Source organism: Halomonas pelophila (genome assembly GCF_040196315.1).
GTDB classification, from domain to species: domain Bacteria; phylum Pseudomonadota; class Gammaproteobacteria; order Pseudomonadales; family Halomonadaceae; genus Halomonas; species Halomonas pelophila.
This window is the reverse complement of record NZ_JBEGCI010000006.1, coordinates 260,260-279,602: the sequence shown is the minus strand read 5'-3', so window position 1 is coordinate 279,602 and position 19,343 is coordinate 260,260. Positions and strand designations below refer to the sequence as shown.

The 19,343-nt window shown below is 69.6% G+C and carries 19 protein-coding genes; 11 read left to right on the top strand and 8 right to left on the bottom strand.

Going from position 1 to position 19,343, the window contains the following annotated elements; translation table 11 throughout:
• A partial coding sequence (locus tag ABE957_RS09245) for a thiamine pyrophosphate-binding protein (RefSeq protein ID WP_349758375.1) occupies nt 1-351 on the bottom strand: 351 nt, incomplete at its 3' end.
• Nucleotides 352-573: 222 nt separating this feature from the next.
• Here ABE957_RS09245 and ABE957_RS09240 point away from each other — a divergent pair.
• Both ABE957_RS09240 and ABE957_RS09235 read left to right on the top strand, forming a co-directional pair.
• The gene (locus ABE957_RS09240; protein WP_349758374.1) at nt 574-1,392 is read left to right on the top strand and encodes an IclR family transcriptional regulator; all 819 of its coding nucleotides are present in this window, start codon (nt 574-576) and stop codon (nt 1,390-1,392) included.
• A 99-nt stretch (nt 1,393-1,491) separates the two neighbouring features.
• Nucleotides 1,492-2,628, top strand: a complete 1,137-nt coding sequence (locus tag ABE957_RS09235) for an aminotransferase class V-fold PLP-dependent enzyme (RefSeq protein ID WP_349758373.1) — start codon at nt 1,492-1,494, stop codon at nt 2,626-2,628.
• Between the two features lie 138 nt (nt 2,629-2,766).
• On the opposite strand, the gene ABE957_RS09230 is transcribed toward ABE957_RS09235, so the two are convergent.
• Together ABE957_RS09230 and ABE957_RS09225 are read right to left on the bottom strand one after the other, a co-directional pair.
• Nucleotides 2,767-3,450, bottom strand: coding sequence for a CBS domain-containing protein (locus tag ABE957_RS09230; protein WP_349758372.1), 684 nt, complete (start codon nt 3,448-3,450; stop codon nt 2,767-2,769).
• Between the two features lie 121 nt (nt 3,451-3,571).
• Nucleotides 3,572-4,321, bottom strand: a complete 750-nt coding sequence (locus ABE957_RS09225; protein WP_349758371.1) for a DeoR/GlpR family DNA-binding transcription regulator — start codon at nt 4,319-4,321, stop codon at nt 3,572-3,574.
• A 178-nt stretch (nt 4,322-4,499) separates the two neighbouring features.
• Here ABE957_RS09225 and ABE957_RS09220 point away from each other — a divergent pair, with 178 nt between their 5' ends.
• The 6 genes from ABE957_RS09220 (at nt 4,500) to cdd (ending at nt 10,401) form a co-directional block, all read left to right on the top strand.
• Complete coding sequence (locus tag ABE957_RS09220; protein ID WP_349758370.1) at nt 4,500-5,771, top strand: NupC/NupG family nucleoside CNT transporter; 1,272 nt, start codon at nt 4,500-4,502, stop codon at nt 5,769-5,771.
• An 89-nt stretch (nt 5,772-5,860) separates the two neighbouring features.
• The gene (gene deoC, locus ABE957_RS09215; protein WP_349758369.1) at nt 5,861-6,628 is read left to right on the top strand and encodes a deoxyribose-phosphate aldolase; all 768 of its coding nucleotides are present in this window, start codon (nt 5,861-5,863) and stop codon (nt 6,626-6,628) included.
• Nucleotides 6,628-7,983, top strand: a complete 1,356-nt coding sequence (deoA, locus tag ABE957_RS09210; protein ID WP_349758368.1) for a thymidine phosphorylase — start codon at nt 6,628-6,630, stop codon at nt 7,981-7,983. Before deoC ends, deoA begins: the two co-directional genes overlap by 1 nt.
• Nucleotides 7,980-9,263, top strand: a complete 1,284-nt coding sequence (locus ABE957_RS09205) for a phosphopentomutase (RefSeq protein ID WP_349758367.1) — start codon at nt 7,980-7,982, stop codon at nt 9,261-9,263. Before deoA ends, ABE957_RS09205 begins: the two co-directional genes overlap by 4 nt.
• Entirely contained in the window at nt 9,263-9,997 is a 735-nt protein-coding gene (gene deoD, locus ABE957_RS09200) for a purine-nucleoside phosphorylase (RefSeq protein WP_349758366.1), read from the top strand. The genes ABE957_RS09205 and deoD overlap by 1 nt, the downstream gene beginning before the upstream one ends.
• A complete protein-coding gene (cdd, locus tag ABE957_RS09195; RefSeq protein ID WP_349758365.1) occupies nt 9,994-10,401 on the top strand; it encodes a cytidine deaminase in 408 nt (135 codons plus the stop codon). The genes deoD and cdd overlap by 4 nt, the downstream gene beginning before the upstream one ends.
• 119 nt (nt 10,402-10,520) lie before the next feature.
• On the opposite strand, the gene ABE957_RS09190 is transcribed toward cdd, so the two are convergent.
• Nucleotides 10,521-11,999 carry a hypothetical protein gene (locus tag ABE957_RS09190; protein WP_349758364.1) on the bottom strand — a complete coding sequence of 493 codons (1,479 nt, stop codon included), beginning with the start codon at nt 11,997-11,999 and terminating at the stop codon, nt 10,521-10,523.
• A 6-nt stretch (nt 12,000-12,005) separates the two neighbouring features.
• Nucleotides 12,006-14,306, bottom strand: a complete 2,301-nt coding sequence (locus tag ABE957_RS09185; protein ID WP_349758381.1) for a mechanosensitive ion channel domain-containing protein — start codon at nt 14,304-14,306, stop codon at nt 12,006-12,008.
• Nucleotides 14,307-14,424: 118 nt separating this feature from the next.
• Here ABE957_RS09185 and ABE957_RS09180 point away from each other — a divergent pair, with 118 nt between their 5' ends.
• Entirely contained in the window at nt 14,425-15,420 is a 996-nt protein-coding gene (locus tag ABE957_RS09180; RefSeq protein WP_349758363.1) for an amidoligase family protein, read from the top strand.
• A complete protein-coding gene (locus ABE957_RS09175) occupies nt 15,417-16,097 on the top strand; it encodes a gamma-glutamyl-gamma-aminobutyrate hydrolase family protein (RefSeq protein WP_349758362.1) in 681 nt (226 codons plus the stop codon). Before ABE957_RS09180 ends, ABE957_RS09175 begins: the two co-directional genes overlap by 4 nt.
• Nucleotides 16,098-16,257: 160 nt before the next feature.
• Here ABE957_RS09175 and ABE957_RS09170 read toward each other — a convergent pair whose 3' ends face one another.
• Nucleotides 16,258-16,689, bottom strand: coding sequence for an OsmC family protein (locus tag ABE957_RS09170; RefSeq protein WP_349758361.1), 432 nt, complete (start codon nt 16,687-16,689; stop codon nt 16,258-16,260).
• Between the two features lie 148 nt (nt 16,690-16,837).
• On the opposite strand from ABE957_RS09170, the gene ABE957_RS09165 reads away from it, so the two are divergent.
• The gene (locus tag ABE957_RS09165; protein WP_349758360.1) at nt 16,838-17,737 is read left to right on the top strand and encodes an aldo/keto reductase; all 900 of its coding nucleotides are present in this window, start codon (nt 16,838-16,840) and stop codon (nt 17,735-17,737) included.
• A gap of 36 nt (nt 17,738-17,773) precedes the next feature.
• Here the strand turns inward: ABE957_RS09165 and ABE957_RS09160 are convergent, their stop codons facing one another.
• Both ABE957_RS09160 and nfi read right to left on the bottom strand, forming a co-directional pair.
• A complete protein-coding gene (locus ABE957_RS09160) occupies nt 17,774-18,322 on the bottom strand; it encodes a DUF1415 domain-containing protein (protein ID WP_349758359.1) in 549 nt (182 codons plus the stop codon).
• Nucleotides 18,323-18,618: 296 nt separating this feature from the next.
• Nucleotides 18,619-19,320, bottom strand: coding sequence for a deoxyribonuclease V (gene nfi, locus ABE957_RS09155; protein WP_349758358.1), 702 nt, complete (start codon nt 19,318-19,320; stop codon nt 18,619-18,621).
• Nucleotides 19,321-19,343: the final 23 nt, after the last annotated feature.

The window sequence follows — 19,343 nt, the reverse complement described above, 5'->3', positions numbered from 1 at the left end:
CGTCTCGGGGGTGACGATGACCACCGGGGTGTGCGCCCAGTAGGCCGCGGCGATGCCGGTCACGGCGTTGGAGATGCCGGGGCCGTTCTGGCCGATCACCGTGCCGTGGCGGCCGGAGACGCGAGCATAGCCGTCGGCCATGTGCGCCGCGCCCTGCTCGTGGACCACCGGGATCAGGCGGATGCCGGCCGGGGCGAAGATGTCCATGGCGTCCATGAAGGCCGAGCCCATGATGCCGAACATGTCGGTCACCCCGTTGGCGACCAGGGTCTCCACGAAGGCCTCCGAGGGCGTCATCGTCTGCTTGCCTTTCACGACCTGGCGGGTGTCTGCGGTGTTATCGGTGCTCATGGGAACCTCCACGGGAGCGCTGGGTGTCGGATCTGGCGTTCGTGCGCCATATCGTTATTTTCTGATACCGAGTCTTTGTTTCTAATACCAAGGGTTCCGATATATGGAACCTGATTAAAACGTAGCGCTCCGCCGGCGGCTCGTCAACGAAATTCCATAAAACGGTACAAATTGATTTCTTTTCAGGAACAAATTACCTTTGAGGCCAAAGGGAGAGCCGATATGACGACCAAATCCGAGATGAGCCGCCTCGAGGGCGATACGCCGGCACAGCGCCTGCTGGCCCTGCTAGAGGTGATCGCGGGGAAGGACCAGTTCTTCACGCTCCAGAGCATGGTCGAGGAGACCGGCCTGCCCAAGCCCACCCTGCACCGCATGCTCCAGCAGCTCGAGACCTCGGGGATGCTGCAGCGCGAGGCCGATGGGCGCCACTACAGCAAGGGCAGCCGCCTGCGCCGCCTGGCCGAGTCGCTGCTGCTCAACGACACCGTGCATGGGGCCCGGCACGCGGTGCTGCGCAAGCTGGTCGACGACGTCGGCGAGAGCTGCAACATCACCGCGCTCTCCGGCGGCGAGGTGCTCTATCTCGATCGCGTGGAGACCTCGGCGCCGCTGCGCTTCTATCTGCACCCCGGCTCCCGGGTGCCGGTGCACTGCTCGGCCAGCGGCAAGCTCTTCCTCGCCCAGATGGCGCCCGCCCAGCGTCGGCGGCTGCTCAACGAGCTGACGCTGGAGGGCTTCACGCGCAACACCCTCGTCAACCCTGAGGCCCTCGAGGCCGAGATCGAGACCGTGGGGCGCCAGGGCTTCGCCTTCGACGACGAGGAGTTCCTGCCGGGACTGCTGTGCATCGCGGTGCTGGCGCCCAACCCCGACGGGCCCTCTAACACCGGCCTGGCGATTCAGGCGCCGATCATGCGCATGACCCGCGACAAGGCACTGGAGTGCCTGCCCGCCCTGCAGCGCGCCGCCGAGCAGATCGCCGCCATCAATCGCGAGGCGCTGTCCGACGCCGCCCAGGCCGTCGCCGGCGAGCGCTGAGCCGCCGCCCGTCAGACCGTCGCCGACTGGCCTGAGCGCGTGATTGCGAATATGCTCTGAGGCATACGCAATGGCCCGTACCACAACAGGGAGACCGCAATGGCCGGACTGCTACCCGATGTCGACCCCGATGGACTGCTCGAGTATTCGGTGGTCTATACCGATCGCGCACTGAACCACATGTCAAAGAGCTTCCAGGGCGTGATGCGCGACGTGTCCGCCACGCTGAAGGAGGTTTACCACGCGCACTCGACGGTCATCGTGCCCGGCAGCGGCACCTTCGCCATGGAAGCCGTGGCGCGCCAGTTCGCCAAGGACCGTCGCTGCCTGGTGATCCGCAACGGCTGGTTCAGCTACCGCTGGAGCCAGATCCTGTCGATGGGCAAGATCCCCTCCGACGTCAACGTGCTCAAGGCTCGCCGGGTGGACGAGGACGACGTCACCTCGCCCTTCGCGCCGCCGCCCATCGAGGACGTGGTCGAGGCAATCCGCGAACAGCAGCCGGACATCGTCTTCGCGCCCCACGTCGAGACCTCCTCGGGCATGCTGCTGCCGGACGACTACCTGCAGAAGATCGCCGACGCCATCCACGACCAGGGCGGCCTGCTGGTGCTCGACTGCATCGCCTCCGGCACCCTCTGGGTCGACATGCAGGACGTCGGCGTCGACGTGCTGGTCAGCGCTCCCCAGAAGGGCTGGAGCGGCAGCCCCTGCTGCGGCATGGTCATGCTCTCTCGCCAGGCGCGCGAGATCATCGAGGAGACCACCAGCACCAGCTTCGCCTGCGACCTGAAGAAGTGGCTGTCGATCATGGAGACCTACGAGGGCGGCGGGCACGCCTACCACGCCACCCTGCCCACCGACGGCCTGCGCCAGCTGCGCGACGTGATGAACGAGACCCGGCAGTACGGCTTCGATCGCGTCTACGAGGAGCAGCGCGAGGTCGGCCGCCTGGTGCGCGAGATGCTCGCCAAGCACGGCTACAAGAGCGTGGCCGCGCCGGGCTTCGAGGCGCCGGGCGTGGTGGTCAGCTACGCCGAGGACGAGGCGATCGTCGCCAAGTTCCTCGAGGCCGGCGTTCAGGTCGCCGCCGGCGTGCCGCTGATGTGCGACGAGGGCGATAACTTCCGCACCTTCCGCATCGGCCTGTTCGGCCTCGACAAGCTCCACCACCCGGAGCGCACCCTGGAGAGCCTGGAGACGGCGCTTTCCAAGGTGCACGCCGCCAAGGCGTAGTTTCACGATAGCGTTCGAGACGGCACGCCGCGGCACACAGCGGATGAACTGAAAGACAGCGGGGCGGCCTCTTGGCCGCCCCGCTGGCGTTGGTGTCGAGCTTGCGCGAACTAAGGACGAGCTCGGCGCGGTCGAGGGTCAGACCGCCCCGACGCCTCGCGGGACGAAGCCCAGGTTGTTCTCGATCTCCTTGACGCCGTCGATGTTCTCCGCGGCGACCTGCACGGCCCAGCGCTGCTCCTTGCTCTCGACGAGCCCCCACAGCTGCACCTTGCCATCGGCGACGATGACGTTGAGGCGATCGACCAGCACCCCGGTATTCTCGTCGACCTCCTTGAGGATGGCGTCGCGGATCGCGCGGTCGTCGTCGCCGCCGGCCGGCTGGCGCCCCACGGAGAAACCGCGCAGCAGGTTGGAGCGGCTGACGATGCCCACCAGCTTGCCGTCGCGCACCACCGGCACCCGCTTGATGCGGCGCTTCTCGAGCAGCGAGGCAATATGGTGCAGCGGCTCGTTCTCGCCCACGGTGAGGGGGTTGGGGGTCATGATCTGGCCCGCCTTGCGCCCGTGGGTCTTCACGTAGTCCACGGCGTCGCCGCCGCCGCTGAAGATCCTGAGCCACCAGGAGCGACGCTCGTCCTCCTTCGGCTCGATCCGTGCCATCAGGTCCCCCTCGCTCACGATGCCGAGCACTCGGTCGTCGGCATCGACCACCGGGACGGCGCTGATGCCGTGTTCCAGCAGCAGGCTGGCGATCTCGCCGACATCGCTGTCGGGGGTGACGGTGATCACGTTGGTCGTCATGACATCTGCGGCTTGCATAGGGCGTGTCTCCAGACGATGGGCAGTCGTTGTTCTCGGTGAGTCACCTTTAAAGTTAGCAATCCTTCGAGCGCCCTGCCTTGATACCGGACAGCTTTCCGCGCCCCCTGCAGCCAACACCTCAGGGCCGCGCGGCCGCGCCCGCAGCGAGGCGCTCGGCGCCCTCGCCGTCGCTGATGATCTCGTCGATGTCACCGAGCCCGGCGAAGCGCACCGGGCGGATGACGCCGAGCTTGCTCTCGTCCACCACCAGCAGGCGCCTCGCCGCGGTGGCGATGGCCGCCTGCTTGGGCGCCACCTCGTGGAAGTGGAAACAGGTCAGGCCCTGGCGCTCATGCACGCCCGCGGCGGAGAGGAAGGCCTGGTTGATGCCGAGGCGGCGGATGGCGGCGTCCACCTCGTCGCCAGAGAAGGAGCGCGACGAGCCGTGATAGAGCCCGCCCAGCAGGATCAGGCGCACCCCGGGGAGCAGGCTCACCGCCTCGGCCACGTTGAGGGCATAGGTCACCACGGTCAGCGACTGGTCGCGGGGGAGGCTGGCGGCGAGGGGCATCAGGGTCGTGCCGCAGTCGATGAACAGGGTGTCACCGGGCGCGATGCGCTCGAGCGCCAGCCGGCAAAGGCGGCGCTTGGCCGCGGCGTGGCGATCCTGCTGGGCGGCCAGGTCGTAGACCGGCGCATAGCGCGGATCGTCGCTGCGCACCAGGTGGCCCCCCATCAGCTGCAGCCCGCCCTCGGAGGCGGCCAGGTCGCGGCGGATGGTCATCGGCGAGACGCCGCACAGCACGGCGGCCTCGTGCAGCCGCAGGCTGCCGCCATGGGCGAGGGCCTCACTCAGCCGAGCGAGGCGCCGGGCACTGCGTTCGTTCATCGGCTGCGACTCTCCTGATGCCCCGTGTACAGCGCCGTTTTCAGTCCCGGAAAACGACCTACGATGACTGAAAGATGTTAAAAAAATAACACTGAATGTGATAGTTTTCACTTCACACTCAAGCGTCACATTCACCCGCCTGCCTGCCCTCCAGGCCGCCCCATCGGATAGGTGCCCCATGACCCTCTTCATGAGCGTGGTCGGCATGGTGACCCTGGTCGCCATCGCCCTGCTGTTCTCCTCCGACCGCCGCGCGATTCGCCTGCGTACCGTGCTGGGCGCCTTCGCCATCCAGGCCGGCATCGGCGCCTTCGTGCTCTACGTGCCGGTCGGCCAGGCGGTGCTCGCCACCGTCTCCGATGCCGTCAGCCAGGTGGTGCTCTACGTCAACGACGGCATCGACTTCGTGTTCGGCGGCCTGGCCGACGTCGAGGCCACCGGCTTCGTGTTCGCCATCAAGGTACTGCCGGTAATCATCTTCTTCTCCTCGCTGACCGCCGTGCTCTATTACCTGGGCATCATGCAGTGGATCATCCGCATCCTCGGCGGCGCCCTGCAGAAGGCGCTGGGCACCTCGCGCACCGAGTCGCTCTCCGCCACCGCCAACATCTTCGTCGGCCAGACCGAGGCGCCATTGGTGGTGCGGCCCTTCATCGAGCGCATGACCCCGTCGCAGCTGTTCGCGGTGATGTGCGGCGGGCTCGCCTCGGTGGCGGGCTCGGTGCTGGCCGGCTATGCCGCGCTCGGCATCCCCATGGAGTACCTGGTGGCGGCCTCCTTCATGGCGGCGCCCGGCGGGCTGCTGTTCGCCAAGCTACTGATGCCCGAGACCCAGGAGCCGGAGGACAGCGTCTCCGCCGCGGAGGAGCGCCTCGACGCGGACGAGGACCACCCCAGTAACGTGCTGGACGCCGCCGCGGCCGGCGCCAGCTCCGGCCTGATGCTGGCGGCCAACGTCGGCGCCATGCTGCTCGCCTTCATCGGCCTGATCGCCCTGCTCAACGGCATGCTCGGTGGCATCGGCGGCTGGTTTGGTATGGAGTCGCTGAGCCTGGAGCTGATCCTCGGCTGGCTCTTCTCGCCGCTCGCCTTCCTGCTCGGCGTGCCCTGGGAGGAGGCGACGCTCGCCGGCTCGTTCATCGGCCAGAAGCTGGTGGTCAACGAGTTCGTGGCCTATATCAACCTGGCCCCCTACCTCGAGGGCGAGCAGCTGGTGGCCGCCACCGGGCAGATCATGACGCCCCATACCATGGCGATCCTCTCCTTCGCCCTGTGCGGCTTCGCCAACCTCTCCTCGATCGCTATCCTGCTCGGGGGGCTGGGCAGCATCGCGCCGAGCCGCCGCCACGAGATCGCGCGCTTCGGCCTCAAGGCGGTGCTGGCCGGCACCCTCTCGAACCTGATGTCGGCATCCCTGGCCGGCTTCTTCCTGGCCCTGGCCGCCGCCTGACCGCGCCGTCGTCGGCCCTCTGCGGCGGGCGACGACGGCACTACAACGCCCCCATTTTTCACGCACTCTCTCGCCATACCGGAGCCCCCATGACCGAACTGCAACAGGCCGCACGCCAGGCCCTGGCGCTGATGGACCTCACCAGCCTCAACGACGACGACACCGACGCCACCATCGAGGCTCTGTGCCAGCGCGCCAGGACTCCGGCCGGCACCCCGGCGGCGATCTGCGTTTATCCGGACTTCGTGGTCACCGCACAGCGCGCGCTGAAGGCCCACGGCCTCCAGGGCATCGTCAAGGTGGCCACGGTCACCAACTTCCCCCACGGCGGCGACGACATCATGGCCGCCGCCCGAGCGACCCGCAGCGCCGCGGCGTCTGGCGCCGACGAGGTGGACGTGGTCTTCCCCTGGCGCGCCCTGCTGGCCGGCGACGAGGAGACCGGTCGCGACCTGGTCGCCTTCTGCAAGCAGGCCGCCGGTGACGCCGTGCTCAAGGTGATCCTCGAGACCGGCGAGCTCAAGGACCCGGCGCTGATCCGCCGCGCCAGCGAGCTGGCCCTCGAGGGCGGCGCCGACTTCCTCAAGACCTCCACCGGCAAGGTGGACGTCAACGCCACCCTCGAGGCCGCCGAGGTCATGCTGACCGCGATTCGCGACAGCGGCACCGACGCCGGCTTCAAGGCGGCCGGCGGCGTGCGCACCGTCGAGGACGCCCTGGCCTACCTGAAGCTCGCCGAGCGCCTGATGGGCGTGGCCTGGCTCACCCCGGCGCACTTCCGCTTCGGCGCATCAAGCCTGCTCGACGACCTGCTCGCGACCCTCGAGGTCGATACCGGGAAGGCCGGAGGCGCCTGATGAGCGCGGCCGCCCTGCCCTCTCCGTCGCTACCCCAGGAGCTGATCCGCGCCAAGCGCGACGGCCAGGCGCTCGATCGCGCGGCGATCGATGAGCTGGTCGCCGGCATCACCGACGGCCGGCTCTCCGATGCCCAGGTGGGGGCGCTCGCCATGGCGGTATTCCTCAAGGGCATGACCGCCGACGAGACGGTGGCCCTGACCGAGGCGATCCGCGACTCCGGCGAGGTGCTCGACTGGTCCGGCCTCGACCTCTCGGGGCCGGTGCTCGACAAGCACTCCACCGGCGGGGTGGGCGACCTGGTCTCGCTGGTGCTGGGGCCCTGGATCGCCGCCTGCGGCGGCCACGTGCCGATGGTCTCCGGGCGCGGCCTGGGTCACACCGGCGGCACCCTGGACAAGCTCGAGGCGATCCCGGGCTACTCGGTGAGCCCCGACACCGCCACCTTCCGCCGCCTGGTGCGCGAGGTCGGCGTGGCGATCATCGGCCAGACCGCCGACCTCGCCCCGGCCGACCGTCGCCTCTACGCGGTACGCGACGTCACCGCCACGGTGGAGTCGCTGCCGCTGATCGTGAGCTCGATCCTCGGCAAGAAGCTCGCCTGCGGCCTCGACGGCCTGGTGATGGACGTCAAGGTGGGCAGCGGCGCCTTCATGCCCGGCGCCAACGCCGCCCGGGAACTCGCCGCGACCATCGCCGAGGTGGCGAGTCGCGCCGGCACCCGCACCACGGCGCTGGTCACCGACATGAGCCAGCCGCTGGCGCCCCGCGCCGGCAATGCCCTGGAGGTGCACGAGGCGATCCGCCTGCTGAGCGGCGAGAAGCGCCACGGTCGGCTGCTCGAGGTGACGCGCACCCTGGCCGCCGAGCTGCTGATGGCCGGCCGCCTGGCCGAGTCTCACGAGGCCGCCCTGGCGCGCCTGGACGACACCCTCGCCTCCGGGGCGGCCGCCGAGCGCTTCGCGCGCATGGTGGCGGGGCTAGGCGGGCCGAGCGATCTGCTCGAGCGCCCCGCCGCCCACCTGCCGGAGGCCCCGGTGGTGCGCGCCATCTACGCCGAGCGGCCCGGGCGGGTGCAGGCCATCGACACCCGCGCGCTGGGCCTCGCCGTGGTGAGCCTCGGCGGGGGGCGGCGCACGCCGGGCGCGGCCATCGATCCCGCCGTCGGCCTCTCGCGCATCGCCTCGCTTGACGAGGTCGTCGACGGCGACCGCCCCCTGGCGCTGGTCCATGCCGCCAGCGTGGACGATGCTGAAACGGCCGGGCGACAGCTGCGCGACGCCATGAGCGTCGGCGACGAGCGGGTTGCCCTGCCCCCCCTGACCCACGACGTGATCCGTCGGGAGGTGCCATGAGCCGCGCCATCGTGCTGGTCCTCGACTCCTTCGGCATCGGCGCCACGCCGGATGCCGAACGCTTCGGCGATGCCGGCGCCGACACCCTGGGCCATATCGCCGCCGCCTGCGCCCGGGGGGAGGCCGATCTTGCAGCAGACGCAGACGGCCCGGGCCGCCACGGCCCGCTCGCGCTGCCGAACCTGGCTCGGCTCGGGCTCTTGCATGCCCACCGCGAGAGCACCGGCCGCTGGGCCGAGGGCGTTGCGGCGCCGGCCGAGGTGATCGGCGCCTACGGTCACGCCCGTGAACTCTCCTCGGGCAAGGACACCCCCTCCGGTCACTGGGAGATCGCCGGCGTGCCGGTGCGCTTCGACTGGGGCTATTTCCCGGATCGCGAGCAGAGCTTCCCCGCCGAGCTCATCAACGCCCTGATCGAGGCGGCCGAGCTGCCCGGCGTGCTCGGCGACTGCCACGCCTCCGGCACCGAGATCATCGCCCGGCTCGGCGAGGCGCACGTCGCGAGCGGCAAGCCCATCGTCTATACCTCGGCGGACTCGGTGTTCCAGATCGCCGCCCACGAGGAGGCCTTCGGCCTGGAGCGACTCTATGAGGTGTGCGAGATCGCAAGAGGGCTGCTCGAGCCCTACAACATCGGACGGGTGATCGCGCGCCCGTTTACTGGCGATCGCGAGGCGACCTTCGCCCGCACCGCCAATCGCCGCGACTACAGCGTCGAGCCGCCCGCCCCCACGGTGCTGCAGCGGCTGCATGACGACGGCGGCACGGTGATCGCCATCGGCAAGATCGCCGACATCTACGCCCACTGCGGCATCTCGCAAACGATCAAGGCGAGCGGCCACGACGCCCTGATGGACGCCACACTGGCGGCCATGGATGAGGCCGGCGAGCGCTCGCTGATCATGACCAACTTCGTCGACTTCGACATGCTCTTCGGCCATCGCCGCGACGTGGCCGGCTACGCCGCCGCGCTGGAGGCCTTCGATGCCCGGCTGCCGGAGCTGCTGGCCCGCCTCGAGGACGACGACCTGCTGATCCTCACCGCCGACCACGGCTGCGACCCCACCTGGGCCGGCACCGATCACACCCGCGAGCACATCCCGATGCTGGCCCTCGGCGCCGGGCTCGCCCCCGGCTCGCTGGGTGCGCGGGCGAGCTTCGCCGATATCGGCCAGAGCCTGGCGGCGCACCTGGGCCTGCCGCCCATGGACGACGGCGAGAGCTTTCTTCCCCATGCCGCGAAAAGCTTTCTCCGACCCGCTGACACAGGAGCCGACTGATGGCCACGCCCCATATCAACGCCGAACGCGGCGACTTCGCCGATACCGTGCTGATGCCCGGCGATCCGCTGCGCGCCCGCTACATCGCCGAGACCTTCCTCGAAGAGGTGCGCGAGGTGAACACGGTGCGCCGCATGTCCGGCTACACCGGCACCTACCGGGGCCGGCCGATCTCGGTGATGGGCCACGGCATGGGCATCCCGTCGGTGTCGATCTATGCCAAGGAGCTGATCACCGAGTACGGCGTGACGCGGCTGATCCGGGTCGGCTCCTGCGGCGCGGTGCGCGACGACGTGGCGGTGCGCGACGTGGTGATTGGCCTCGGCGCCTGCACCGATTCCGGCGTCAACCGCACGCGCTTTGCCGGCATGGACTTCGCCGCCACCGCCGACTTCGACCTGACCCGCCACGCGGCGGACGCGGCTGCGGCGCTGGGCGTGCCGGTGAAGGTGGGCAACCTCTTCTCGGCGGATCTCTTCTACGACCCGCGCCCCGAGACCGCCGCGCTGCTCAAGCGCTACGGCATCGTCGGCGTGGAGATGGAGGCCGCCGGCCTCTATGGCGTGGCCGCCGAGTTCGGCGCCCGGGCCGCGACCATCTGCACGGTATCGGATCACATCCTCAAGGGGGAGTCGCTCTCCAGCGAGGCGCGCGCCACCACCTTCGACGAGATGATGGAGATCGCGCTCGACAGCGTGCTGCGCGACGACGCGGCCCGGGAGGATAAGGCATGAGCGGCGAGATCGAGGCGGATATCGTCGGCGAGCTGATCGCCGTGCGCGAGCGCGCCTATGCCCCCTATTCGCACCATCCGGTGGGTGCGCTGGTGATCGGCGAGAGCGGGAGGCGCTACGCCGGCGCCAACGTCGAGGTCGCCCACTACAAGGGACTCTGCGCCGAGGCCTCGGCCATCGCCGCCCTGGTCAGCGCCGGTGAACGCGAGCTGCGCGAGGTCTACGTGATCGGCCCGGGCGAGCACCTCTGCACGCCCTGCGGCGACTGCCGCCAACGCATCCGCGAGTTCGCGACCCCCGAGACCCGCATCCGGGTGGTCGACGCCCGCGGCCGGCTGCTGCGCGACTACAGCATGGAGGCGCTGCTGCCGGACTCCTTCGGTCCCGAGAACCTGAAGCTCTAACACCTGAAGCGCTAGCACCAGTGTCTCGACGCCTGTACCCAGGCTCGAATGGCTGACGCACATCACCCGAACGAGCCGCGACCGATGCACCACTCAGACGCGGCTCGTTCGGGGGTGGCTCACTTAGCCTCTTCCTCGGGCCCCTCCTCGTGCACCAGCTCCACATCGACGATCTTCGAGCGGCTCATGACGATCTTCCAGCGCTGCAGCAGCGGCGTGCCGTTGCCCTCCACCTCGCGAATCACCAGGTTGATCAGGTGGCGCTTCTCCACCGGCTCGCGCACCACCTGCCCCTTCTCCTCGAGGCGATAGACGTGGTGGCTGCCCTTGCTCATCAGCCGCGCCAACGGCGACAGATCCAGGGTCAGCGTCTCGCGAGTGCGGTCGTAGCCGCTGAGAAAGCGCGTCGGCGACATCCGTGAGCTTGAGCGGTAGTGCAGCACCACCTCCTCGCGCTGGGCCATGTTGCGCTTGCGCACCCGGCGGATCTCCTCGTCGAGGCGCGGATAGCGCTGATAGTCGAACCACTCGAGCTGGCGCCCCAGCACGGCGTTGCTGTTTGCATCCAGGTACTGGCGTCGCCACTTGGGTCGCCCGCGGCGCAGCAGGCGCCAGAGGGTCACGCGCAGGTCGTCCTTGAACACCTCGCGCAGCGCGTAGAGCACCGCCAGGGCCAGCACGAACAGCGCGGTGATGTCGCCCAGCGCCGCGCGCGCCTCCAAGAGGCCCAGGGTGACGAAGACCATCACCACCGCCGTGGCCAGGCCCTTCACGGCCTTCTCCTCGCCGCCGCCGAGCTCCTGGCTGCGCTGCTTGAGGGTCACGGGATACTCGATCAGCCGGCGCAGCAGGCGCATCTTGTTGGACATCCGCGTCGGGTCGCGGGTGACCCGCTCGGCGTTGTACTCGCGCGCCCGGCGATGCTCGTCCTCCCCCCGGCAGACCCCCAGCAGGCGCTGGCGAATCTCGCGATAGTCGTTGCCCCGCGGCAGGTGGGCGATCAGCTCCAGCAGCCGCTGCTCGGTGAACCAGGAGAGGTAGTTGTCGATGTTGGCGTAGTAGCGATGCAGGCTCTCGTCGCTCGGCTCCTGGCGGCGCAGGCGACGCAGGATGCCGCTGGAGAGCTCGAGGGTCTCCTCGAGCTGCTCGCGCAGCCGCCCGGCCTGGGCGACCTCCTCCTCCGCGGCGTTCGACCGGGGAGCCTCCTCGGGCACCTCGGCCTTGTCGCCGACACGCTTCTCGGCCTTGCGCGTGCGCCGCGCCTGATCGAGCAGCGTCTGGGTCGAGCGCTCGAGCGCCACCACATACTGGTAGGCGTAGAGGCTCAGCCCCAGGCGATACTGGTCGGCGTCGAGGCGCTTGCCCGCCAGGCGGCTCATCACCAGCGGCAACCGGTGACGATCGCTGTAGTAGGTGCGCTTGACGTGGATCGAGCCGTGGTAGAACGCCTCTTCCGAGAGCACATGGGCATTGAGGCCGAGCTCGGCCGGCACGAAGAGATAGACATCGAGCCGGTGCGAGCTCTCCTCGCGCAGCACCCGGGAGATGCGCAGGTTCAGGCTGTCGCGGCGCTCGACCGAGACCTCATGGGTCGCCACGCCGGCTTACCCCGGATCCGGGGCGGCGCCCCGGGCGCTGGTGTCTCTGCCCGGGTCGGCGGCCCCCGCCTCGCCGGGCCGGCGGCCGCTGGCGTCGCGGCCCTCGGCGCCCTCGCCGGTGCCGTCCAGGCGACCGCCGCCCTGGCCCTCCATGCTGACGCTGAGCCGCGGCACGCCGAGATCGACCGACAGGGCCTCCATGCGCTGCTTGAGCAGCAGGTTGTAGGCGCGGGCCACGTCCCACTGCATCTCCGGCCCGGTGCGAAAGCGCATCCGCAGGATGGCGCAGCCGTCCTCGAAGCTGTCGATGCCCTGCATCTCCAGGGGCGACCAGATGTGGTGGCGCATCATCGGGTCCTTGCGCAGCTGCTGGGCCGTCTCCTGGATCAGCGTGGTCGCGTCATCGATCTTCATGTCGTAGGGGATGCGGATGCGCATCAAGGCGATGCCGAACTGGCGCGACATGTTATGGATCGACTCGATGCGGCTGAAGGTGATGATGTGCACGATGCCGTCCAGATCGCGCAGGCGCACGGTGCGCAGGGTCAGCCCTTCGACGGTGCCCATGTGGCCGTTGATCTTGACGAAGTCGTCCACCGCCAGCGAATCCTCGATGAGGATGAAGATGCCGGTGATCAGGTCCTGCACCAGGGTCTGGGCACCGAAACCGATGGCCAGGCCGATCACACCGGCACCGGCCAGCAGCGGCGTGACGTTCACGCCGAGATTGGCCAGGCCGACGATGGCGGCGATGATCACGATGGTGGCGAAGATGATGTTGCGGATCATCGGCGTGATCGTCTGCGCCCGCGCCAGGTTGACCCGCCGCCCGCGGGCGCGGGCCGGGCTGGTCAGGGCGCGCTGGATGGCGGTGTCGGCGAAGATCCAGGTCAGCCAGGCCAGCAGCAGGGTGAAGCCGATCGCCAGCAGCGCCTGGCCGATGCGCACGCTGGCCACGCCCTGCTGGCCGATACCGATCAGCGAGGCGCCCCACACCTGCAGCGAGAGCTCGGCGAAGGCGATCCAGGCCAGCACGTGGGCGAGCGCGTAGCCGAAGCGCTCCAGGCGCCGGCGGTAGTCGCTCAGGCGGCGCTGCTTGGAACGGCGCTGCCCATGGCGACGGATCAGGCCGGTCACCACCAGGGTCAGCACCAGCAGCGAGGCCGAGATGATCGAGCGCGCCAGCGCCGTGCCCACGTCGCCCACGGTGATGAAGATGGCCAGCAGCGAGCCGCCCACCAGCAGCATGGCCGGCACGTGCCACAGGCCGCCGACCAGCCGCATCACCTCGCCGATGGTGCCGCGGTCGCGGCGCAGGGCGTAGGGGCGGTTGCGGATCAGGTGCTGGATGGGGCGCTTGAAGCGGACGATGAAGCGCGCGCTGATCATCGCCGCCAGCATGTTGGACAGGATCGACATCAGGCTGGCCAGGTCGGTGCCGATGATGCCGGAGAGCCGCGCCGAGTTGAAGGCGTCGCCCAGCGCGATCAGGGCGCCGATGACGAACAGCGTGCGCAGGCTCTGGTGCTGCAGGATCTGCACCGCCGTGAAGCGATGGCCGCTGGTGAACACCGAGATCACCGTCTCCACCACCACCGACAGGGTGCGACCGCACAGCGCCACATAGGCGGTGACCAGGGTCGCGGTGCGCCCGGCGCTCGGCGGCACCAGCTGGGCGATGCCCAGCACCAGCAGAAAGGCCAGCGTCCAGGGCAGCATGCGGCGCAGGAAGTGGATCACCAGCAGCCCGCCGCGGGGCTCCCGGGGCAGGTCCAGGGGCCAGCCGCGGCGCCGGGCCAGCTGCCGCCCGAGGGCGATCAGGATCACCAGCAGGCCGGCCCAGATCGCCAGCAGCACGGCGAACTCGATGACGAAGCGCAACAGCTCGGCATTGCCGGTCTGGACCACCAGGTCGACCAGGTCGTTCCAGCCCTGGCGCAGCTGGCTGCGCCACTCGTCCACCGGCGAGTGGCCGGACTCGGCCTGCTCGCCAAGTTCGGTGATGGTCTCCGCCAGCGCCCCGAGCAGCCCCTGGGGGCGAGTCAGCCCACCCTCCTCGGCGGCCGCGACGTGGGCTTGCTGGAGCTGGCGCAGGTTCTCGAGCAGCGCCTGGCGCTGGGCGTCGTTCTCCAGGGTGCCGATCACCTCGTCAAGCGAGGCCTGGAAGGCCTCGGGGTCGTGGGTGCCCGCCTGCTCGCCGCCGTTGGCCAGGCCGGACAGCGGCAAGGTCTGGGCCGACGAGACTGCCGGAAGCAGCAGCACCGACAGCAGCAGCCAGACCAGCAGGCCGCGAAAGACAACAAACATCCGGTGCGCTACAGGCAAGATTCCCTCTCCACTCGCATAGGAACGCGACAGGCGTCGCGTCCGTGATTCTTGAGGCAGTATGTTAGGCTGCCGACAACATGCCCTACAGGATGCCGACATGACGCCGCAACCGCCACCCGAACCCCGCAATGCCGACGGCGAGACGCGTCGCGTCGGGGTGGAGATCGAGTTCGCCGGCCTGCCCCCGCAGCGCACCGCCGAGCTGGTGCAGTCGCTGTTCGGCGGCGACATCGAGGTATTGAGCCCCCATCGGCTCAAGGTCACGGGCGGTCGCTGGGGGGATTTCGGCATCGAACTCGACACCCAGTATGCCCACCCCGATCAGGAGGTGATGGCCGCCGAGGACGCCATCGACAGCGAGTGGGCGCGCATGCGTCGCGACTTCCACTCCCGCACCCGCGAGTTGATCGGCGACATGGTGACCGGCCTGGTGCCCACCGAGATCGTCTGTCCGCCGGTGCCCTGGGACGAGCTGGGCGAGCTGGACGCGCTGTTCGAGGCGCTGCGCCAGCACGGCGCCAAGGGCAGCGACGCCAGCCTGCTCTACGGCTTCGGCCTGCACCTCAACCCCGAGGTGCCGAGCCTCGAGGTCGAGAGCCTGCTGGCCTACTTGCGCGCCTATATGCTCACCGCCGTCTGGCTGCGCGAGCAGATCCACGTCGACATCACCCGGGAGGTGCTGCCGCATGCCAACCCCTTCCCCCGCGCCTACGCCCTCAAGATCCTCGACCCGGACTACGCCCCGGATCTCGAGACGCTGATCGCCGACTACCTGGCGGACAACCCGACCCGCAACCGGGAACTGGACATGCTGCCGCTGTTCGCCCATCTCGCGCCCGACTATCCCCATGAGCTGCTGCAGAATCGGCTGGTCAAGGCGCGGCCGACCCTCCACTACCGCCTGCCCAACGCCCAGCTCTCCGAGCCGGACTGGGGGGCCGTCACCGAGTGGAACCGCTGGCTCGAGGTCGAGCGGCTGGCCGACACCCCCGAGACCCTGGCCGAGCGCAGCGCCCAGTTTCTCGCCCGCCATCGCCCGTCGGCGCCCCGCCGACTGCTGATTCGCCTGCGTCGCTGGATCTCCGCCCGATGAGTCACTCGCCACGCCCACTGATCGGTATCACCACCTCCGACGCCAAGAGCCGGATCGCCTGGTGGTTCGACTGGTTCGCCGTGTGGCGCCACGGCGGCCGGCCGCAGCGACTGTCGCCCTCGCGCCCCGTCCCCGAGCACCTCGATGGCCTGATCATCGGCGGCGGCGACGACATCCAGGCCCACCTCTACGACGACGAGGTGCGCCTGGACGTGCGCGTCGACCCGCAGCGTGATGAGCTCGAGCTCGAGCTGCTGGAGCGCTTCATCCCCCAGGGCACGCCGACGCTCGGGATCTGCCGCGGCGCCCAGCTGATCAACGTGCACCTGGGCGGCACCCTCGACCCGGACATCTACACCACCCACGAGGGACTCAAGCGCCGCCGTACCGTGCTGCCGCGCAAGACCGTGGACATCGTCGCCGACAGCCAGCTCTACCGCATCCTCGAGGTCACCTGGTGTCGCATCAACAGCCTCCACCACCAGGCGGTGCAGAAGACCGGCCGCGGCATCGAGATCGTCGCCCGGGACCGCGACGGCCTGGTGCAGGGCATCGAGTCCCGCGAGCACGACTTCCTGATCGGCGTGCAGTGGCACCCCGAGTGGCTGATCTTCAACCGTCCCCAGCAGCGCCTGATCCGCGCCCTGGTGGACGCCGCCCGCCGCCACCGGGACTGAGCCCAGCCGGCACCCGCTCCGCGCCCCCGCACTCGTCCATACGCGCCAAACGCAAGAGGGCCGCCCGAAGGCGGCCCTCTTGCTTGCGCTTACCACCTGTTCACCACTTCGCCATCGCGCCGCTGACACCAGCCGTGGCGATAGGCTCCTCGACCCGCGCTCAGCCTTCGAGCTTGGCGTCCAAGGTGATCTCGGCGTTGAAAAGCTTCGAGACGGGGCACCCTTCCTTGGCCTTGTCGGCCGAATCCTGGAAGGCCGCCTCGTCGGCGCCCGGGATCTTCGCTACGGTGTCGAGGTGGATGGCGGAGATGGCAAAACCGCCCTCTACCTCCTCCAGGGAGACCTTGGCCTCGGTGGCGATGCGCTCGGCGGTCATGCCGACCTCGCCCAGGATCAGCGACAGGGCCATGGAGTAACAGCTCGCATGAGCGGCGCCGATCAGCTCCTCTGGGTTGGAGCCGGCCTCGCCCTCGAAGCGCTTGGCGAAGCTGTAGGGGACGTCCTGGAGCGCGCCGCTCTGGGTGGACACCGTCCCCTTGCCGTCCTTGAGGCCGCCCTGCCAGACGGCGCTACCGGATTTCTTGATGCTCATGTCGACTCCTACTCGTTGTAAGGGATTCGGTCAGGCAAGCCACTACACCATAGACCCGCAGGGCCGCCCGTGGCCACACCGCACGATTGCATCGTCGACGGCGTGCCACCAGAATAAATGGAAAATACTTCCAAGAACAGGAGATCCCATGTCGAGTACGCCTTACGTCACCCTCGCGGCGACCGCCCACGAGCCCGCCGTCACGCTGCCGGCCATCGGCCAGGGCACCTGGTTCATGGGCGAGGGGCTGGCCCCGCGCCGCGACGAGGTGCACGCCCTGCAGCATGGCCTGGAGTGCGGCCTGCGCCTGATCGATACCGCCGAGATGTACGGCGACGGCGGCGCCGAAGAGGTAGTGGGCGAGGCCCTCAAGGGGCGCCGCGACCAGGCCTTCCTGGTCTCCAAGGTCTACCCCTGGAACGCCGGGCGCGACAGCGCCATCGCCGCCTGCGAGGCGAGCCTTTCGCGCCTGGGCACCGACCACCTCGACCTCTACCTGCTGCACTGGCCCGGCGGCATCCCGCTGGAGGAGACCCTGGAGGCCTTCGAGCGGCTGCGCGAGGCGGGCAAGATCCGCCGCTTCGGGGTCTCGAACTTCGACGTCGAGGAGATGGCCACGCTCACCGGCCTGCCCGGCGGCGACGCCTGCGCGATAAACCAGGTGCTCTACCACCTGGGCTCGCGGGGCATCGAGCACTCGCTGCTGCCCTGGCAGCGCAAGCACGGCATTCCCACCATGGCCTACTGCCCGCTGGCCCAGGCCGGCAGCCTGCGCCGCGACCTGCTCGCTCATCCAGAGGTGACGGACATCGCCGCGGCGCTCGGCATCACCCCGGTCCAGCTGCTGCTGGCCTGGGCGATCCGCCCCGCCCGCGGCCAGGGCGGCGACGCCGCCCGCGACGTGATCGCCATTCCCAAGGCCACCGGCCTCGACCACGTGGCCCAGAACGCCGCTGCGCTGGGCGTCAAGCTGGACGAGGCGAGCCTCGCGCGCCTCGACGCCGCCTTCCCGGCACCGCACCGCAAGACGCCGCTGGATATCGTCTAGTAGCGGCCCTGCCTGGCGGCAGGCGGAGGGAGGAGCCTAGCCGCGCAGCTTGGCCAGCGCCTCGGCAAGCGCCTCATGGCCCAGCTCGCGCATCGCCTCGACGTTGCGCGCGGGGATGCCCGCAGGATCGGGATGATGCTCGAGCGCCCGCTCCAGGCCCGCCTCGCGCAGCAGGTGCCACATCGGATAGGGCGAGCGGTTGGTGAAGTTGGCGGGATCGTCCGGCTCGGCGTCGGCGAAGACGTAGTCCGGGTGGAAGCTCGCCAGCTGGAAGGTGCCCTCATAGCCCTGATCGGCCAGCAGCGCCTCGGCAATCTCCAGCAGGTCGAGATAGTCGTCGAAGTCCTCGAGCCCCTCGGTGAGCACCAGCAGGGTCGTCTCTACCTCGGGGGTCGCCTCCAGGTGGCGGCACTCGTCGAACAGCGCCAGCAGCGCCGCCTCGCGGTCGCGGGCCGGCACCGCCACGGTGCGGATGCTGTTGCGGGCCACCTCGCGGCCGGCGAAGGGGCAGACGTCACGGGCGACCACGAAGGTCTCCACCCAGGCGCGGGTGGCCGCGAGGGGATCGGGGCGAGAGGCGGTCATGGGCGCTCATCCAGGCTGGAAAGGGGCCGCCATGGTCCGCCGCCCGGCCGCCGTTGGCAAGCCGCTGTGCCACGACGCAGTGATAAGCCGAGGACAGGTCGAAGAGAGGGTCCTACGCCATGGGTGAGGAGGATTCCTCCGAACGGGCTGGCCATGGATGGCCAGCACCGGCCCTGCAAGCGGAGCAGGACGCGAGAGCGCAGCAGGGCGTCGGTAGCGCCCAGGGATGGGTTCACAGCGCCCTCTCGATGGTCCGACACTTCGGGACCTGTCGGCGGCTGACCGGGCTCCTCTTGTCATTCACCTTTCTTGAAGTCACGCCGCGAGGCGAGCCGATCGGCCAGCCGCGTAGGTTCCGGCAGCTTGGTGCGCCCAAGGCAGGCCACCACCCAGTCGAGCGCCGTGTGAAGCGACACCCGATGCCCCGGCGAGACGAAGATCGGCTTCACCTTCGCCCGCGAGCGCAGCACCGCGCCGATCGTCTCGTCCTCCGGGCCATCCACCAGCGGCACCCAGTCGCCCCGCGCGGGGCCAGGCTCGTCGTGACGGCCGCAGAGCCGCGTCTTGGCCACGCCGATGGTCGGCAGGTCGAGCCACAGCCCCAGGTGACTGGCCACCCCGATCCGCCGCGGATGGGCGATGCCCTGGCCGTCGACCATGGCGAGCTGCGGTCGGGTGGTGAGCTTCTCGAAGGCGCCGAGCGCCGCCGGCACCTCGCGAAACGAGAGCAGCCCCGGCACGTAGGGCATGCGGGTCGGCTCGCGATGCACCACCCGCTCCACCACCGTGAAGGCGCCCTCGGCCTCCGGCGGCCAGGCCAGCACCACCACCGCCGCCCGGGTGATCGCGCCATCCTGCTCGAAGCCGATGTCCACGCCGGCGAGGTGGCGCACCGTGTCGAGACGATCCTCGCGCTCCACGCGCCCCGCCAGTCGCTTCTGCAGGGCGATGGCCTCCTTCGGGGCGAGGTTCCAGTCGTGCAAGGCGGTATCGGGCATCGGGGCTCCCTGAAGTGACGGCG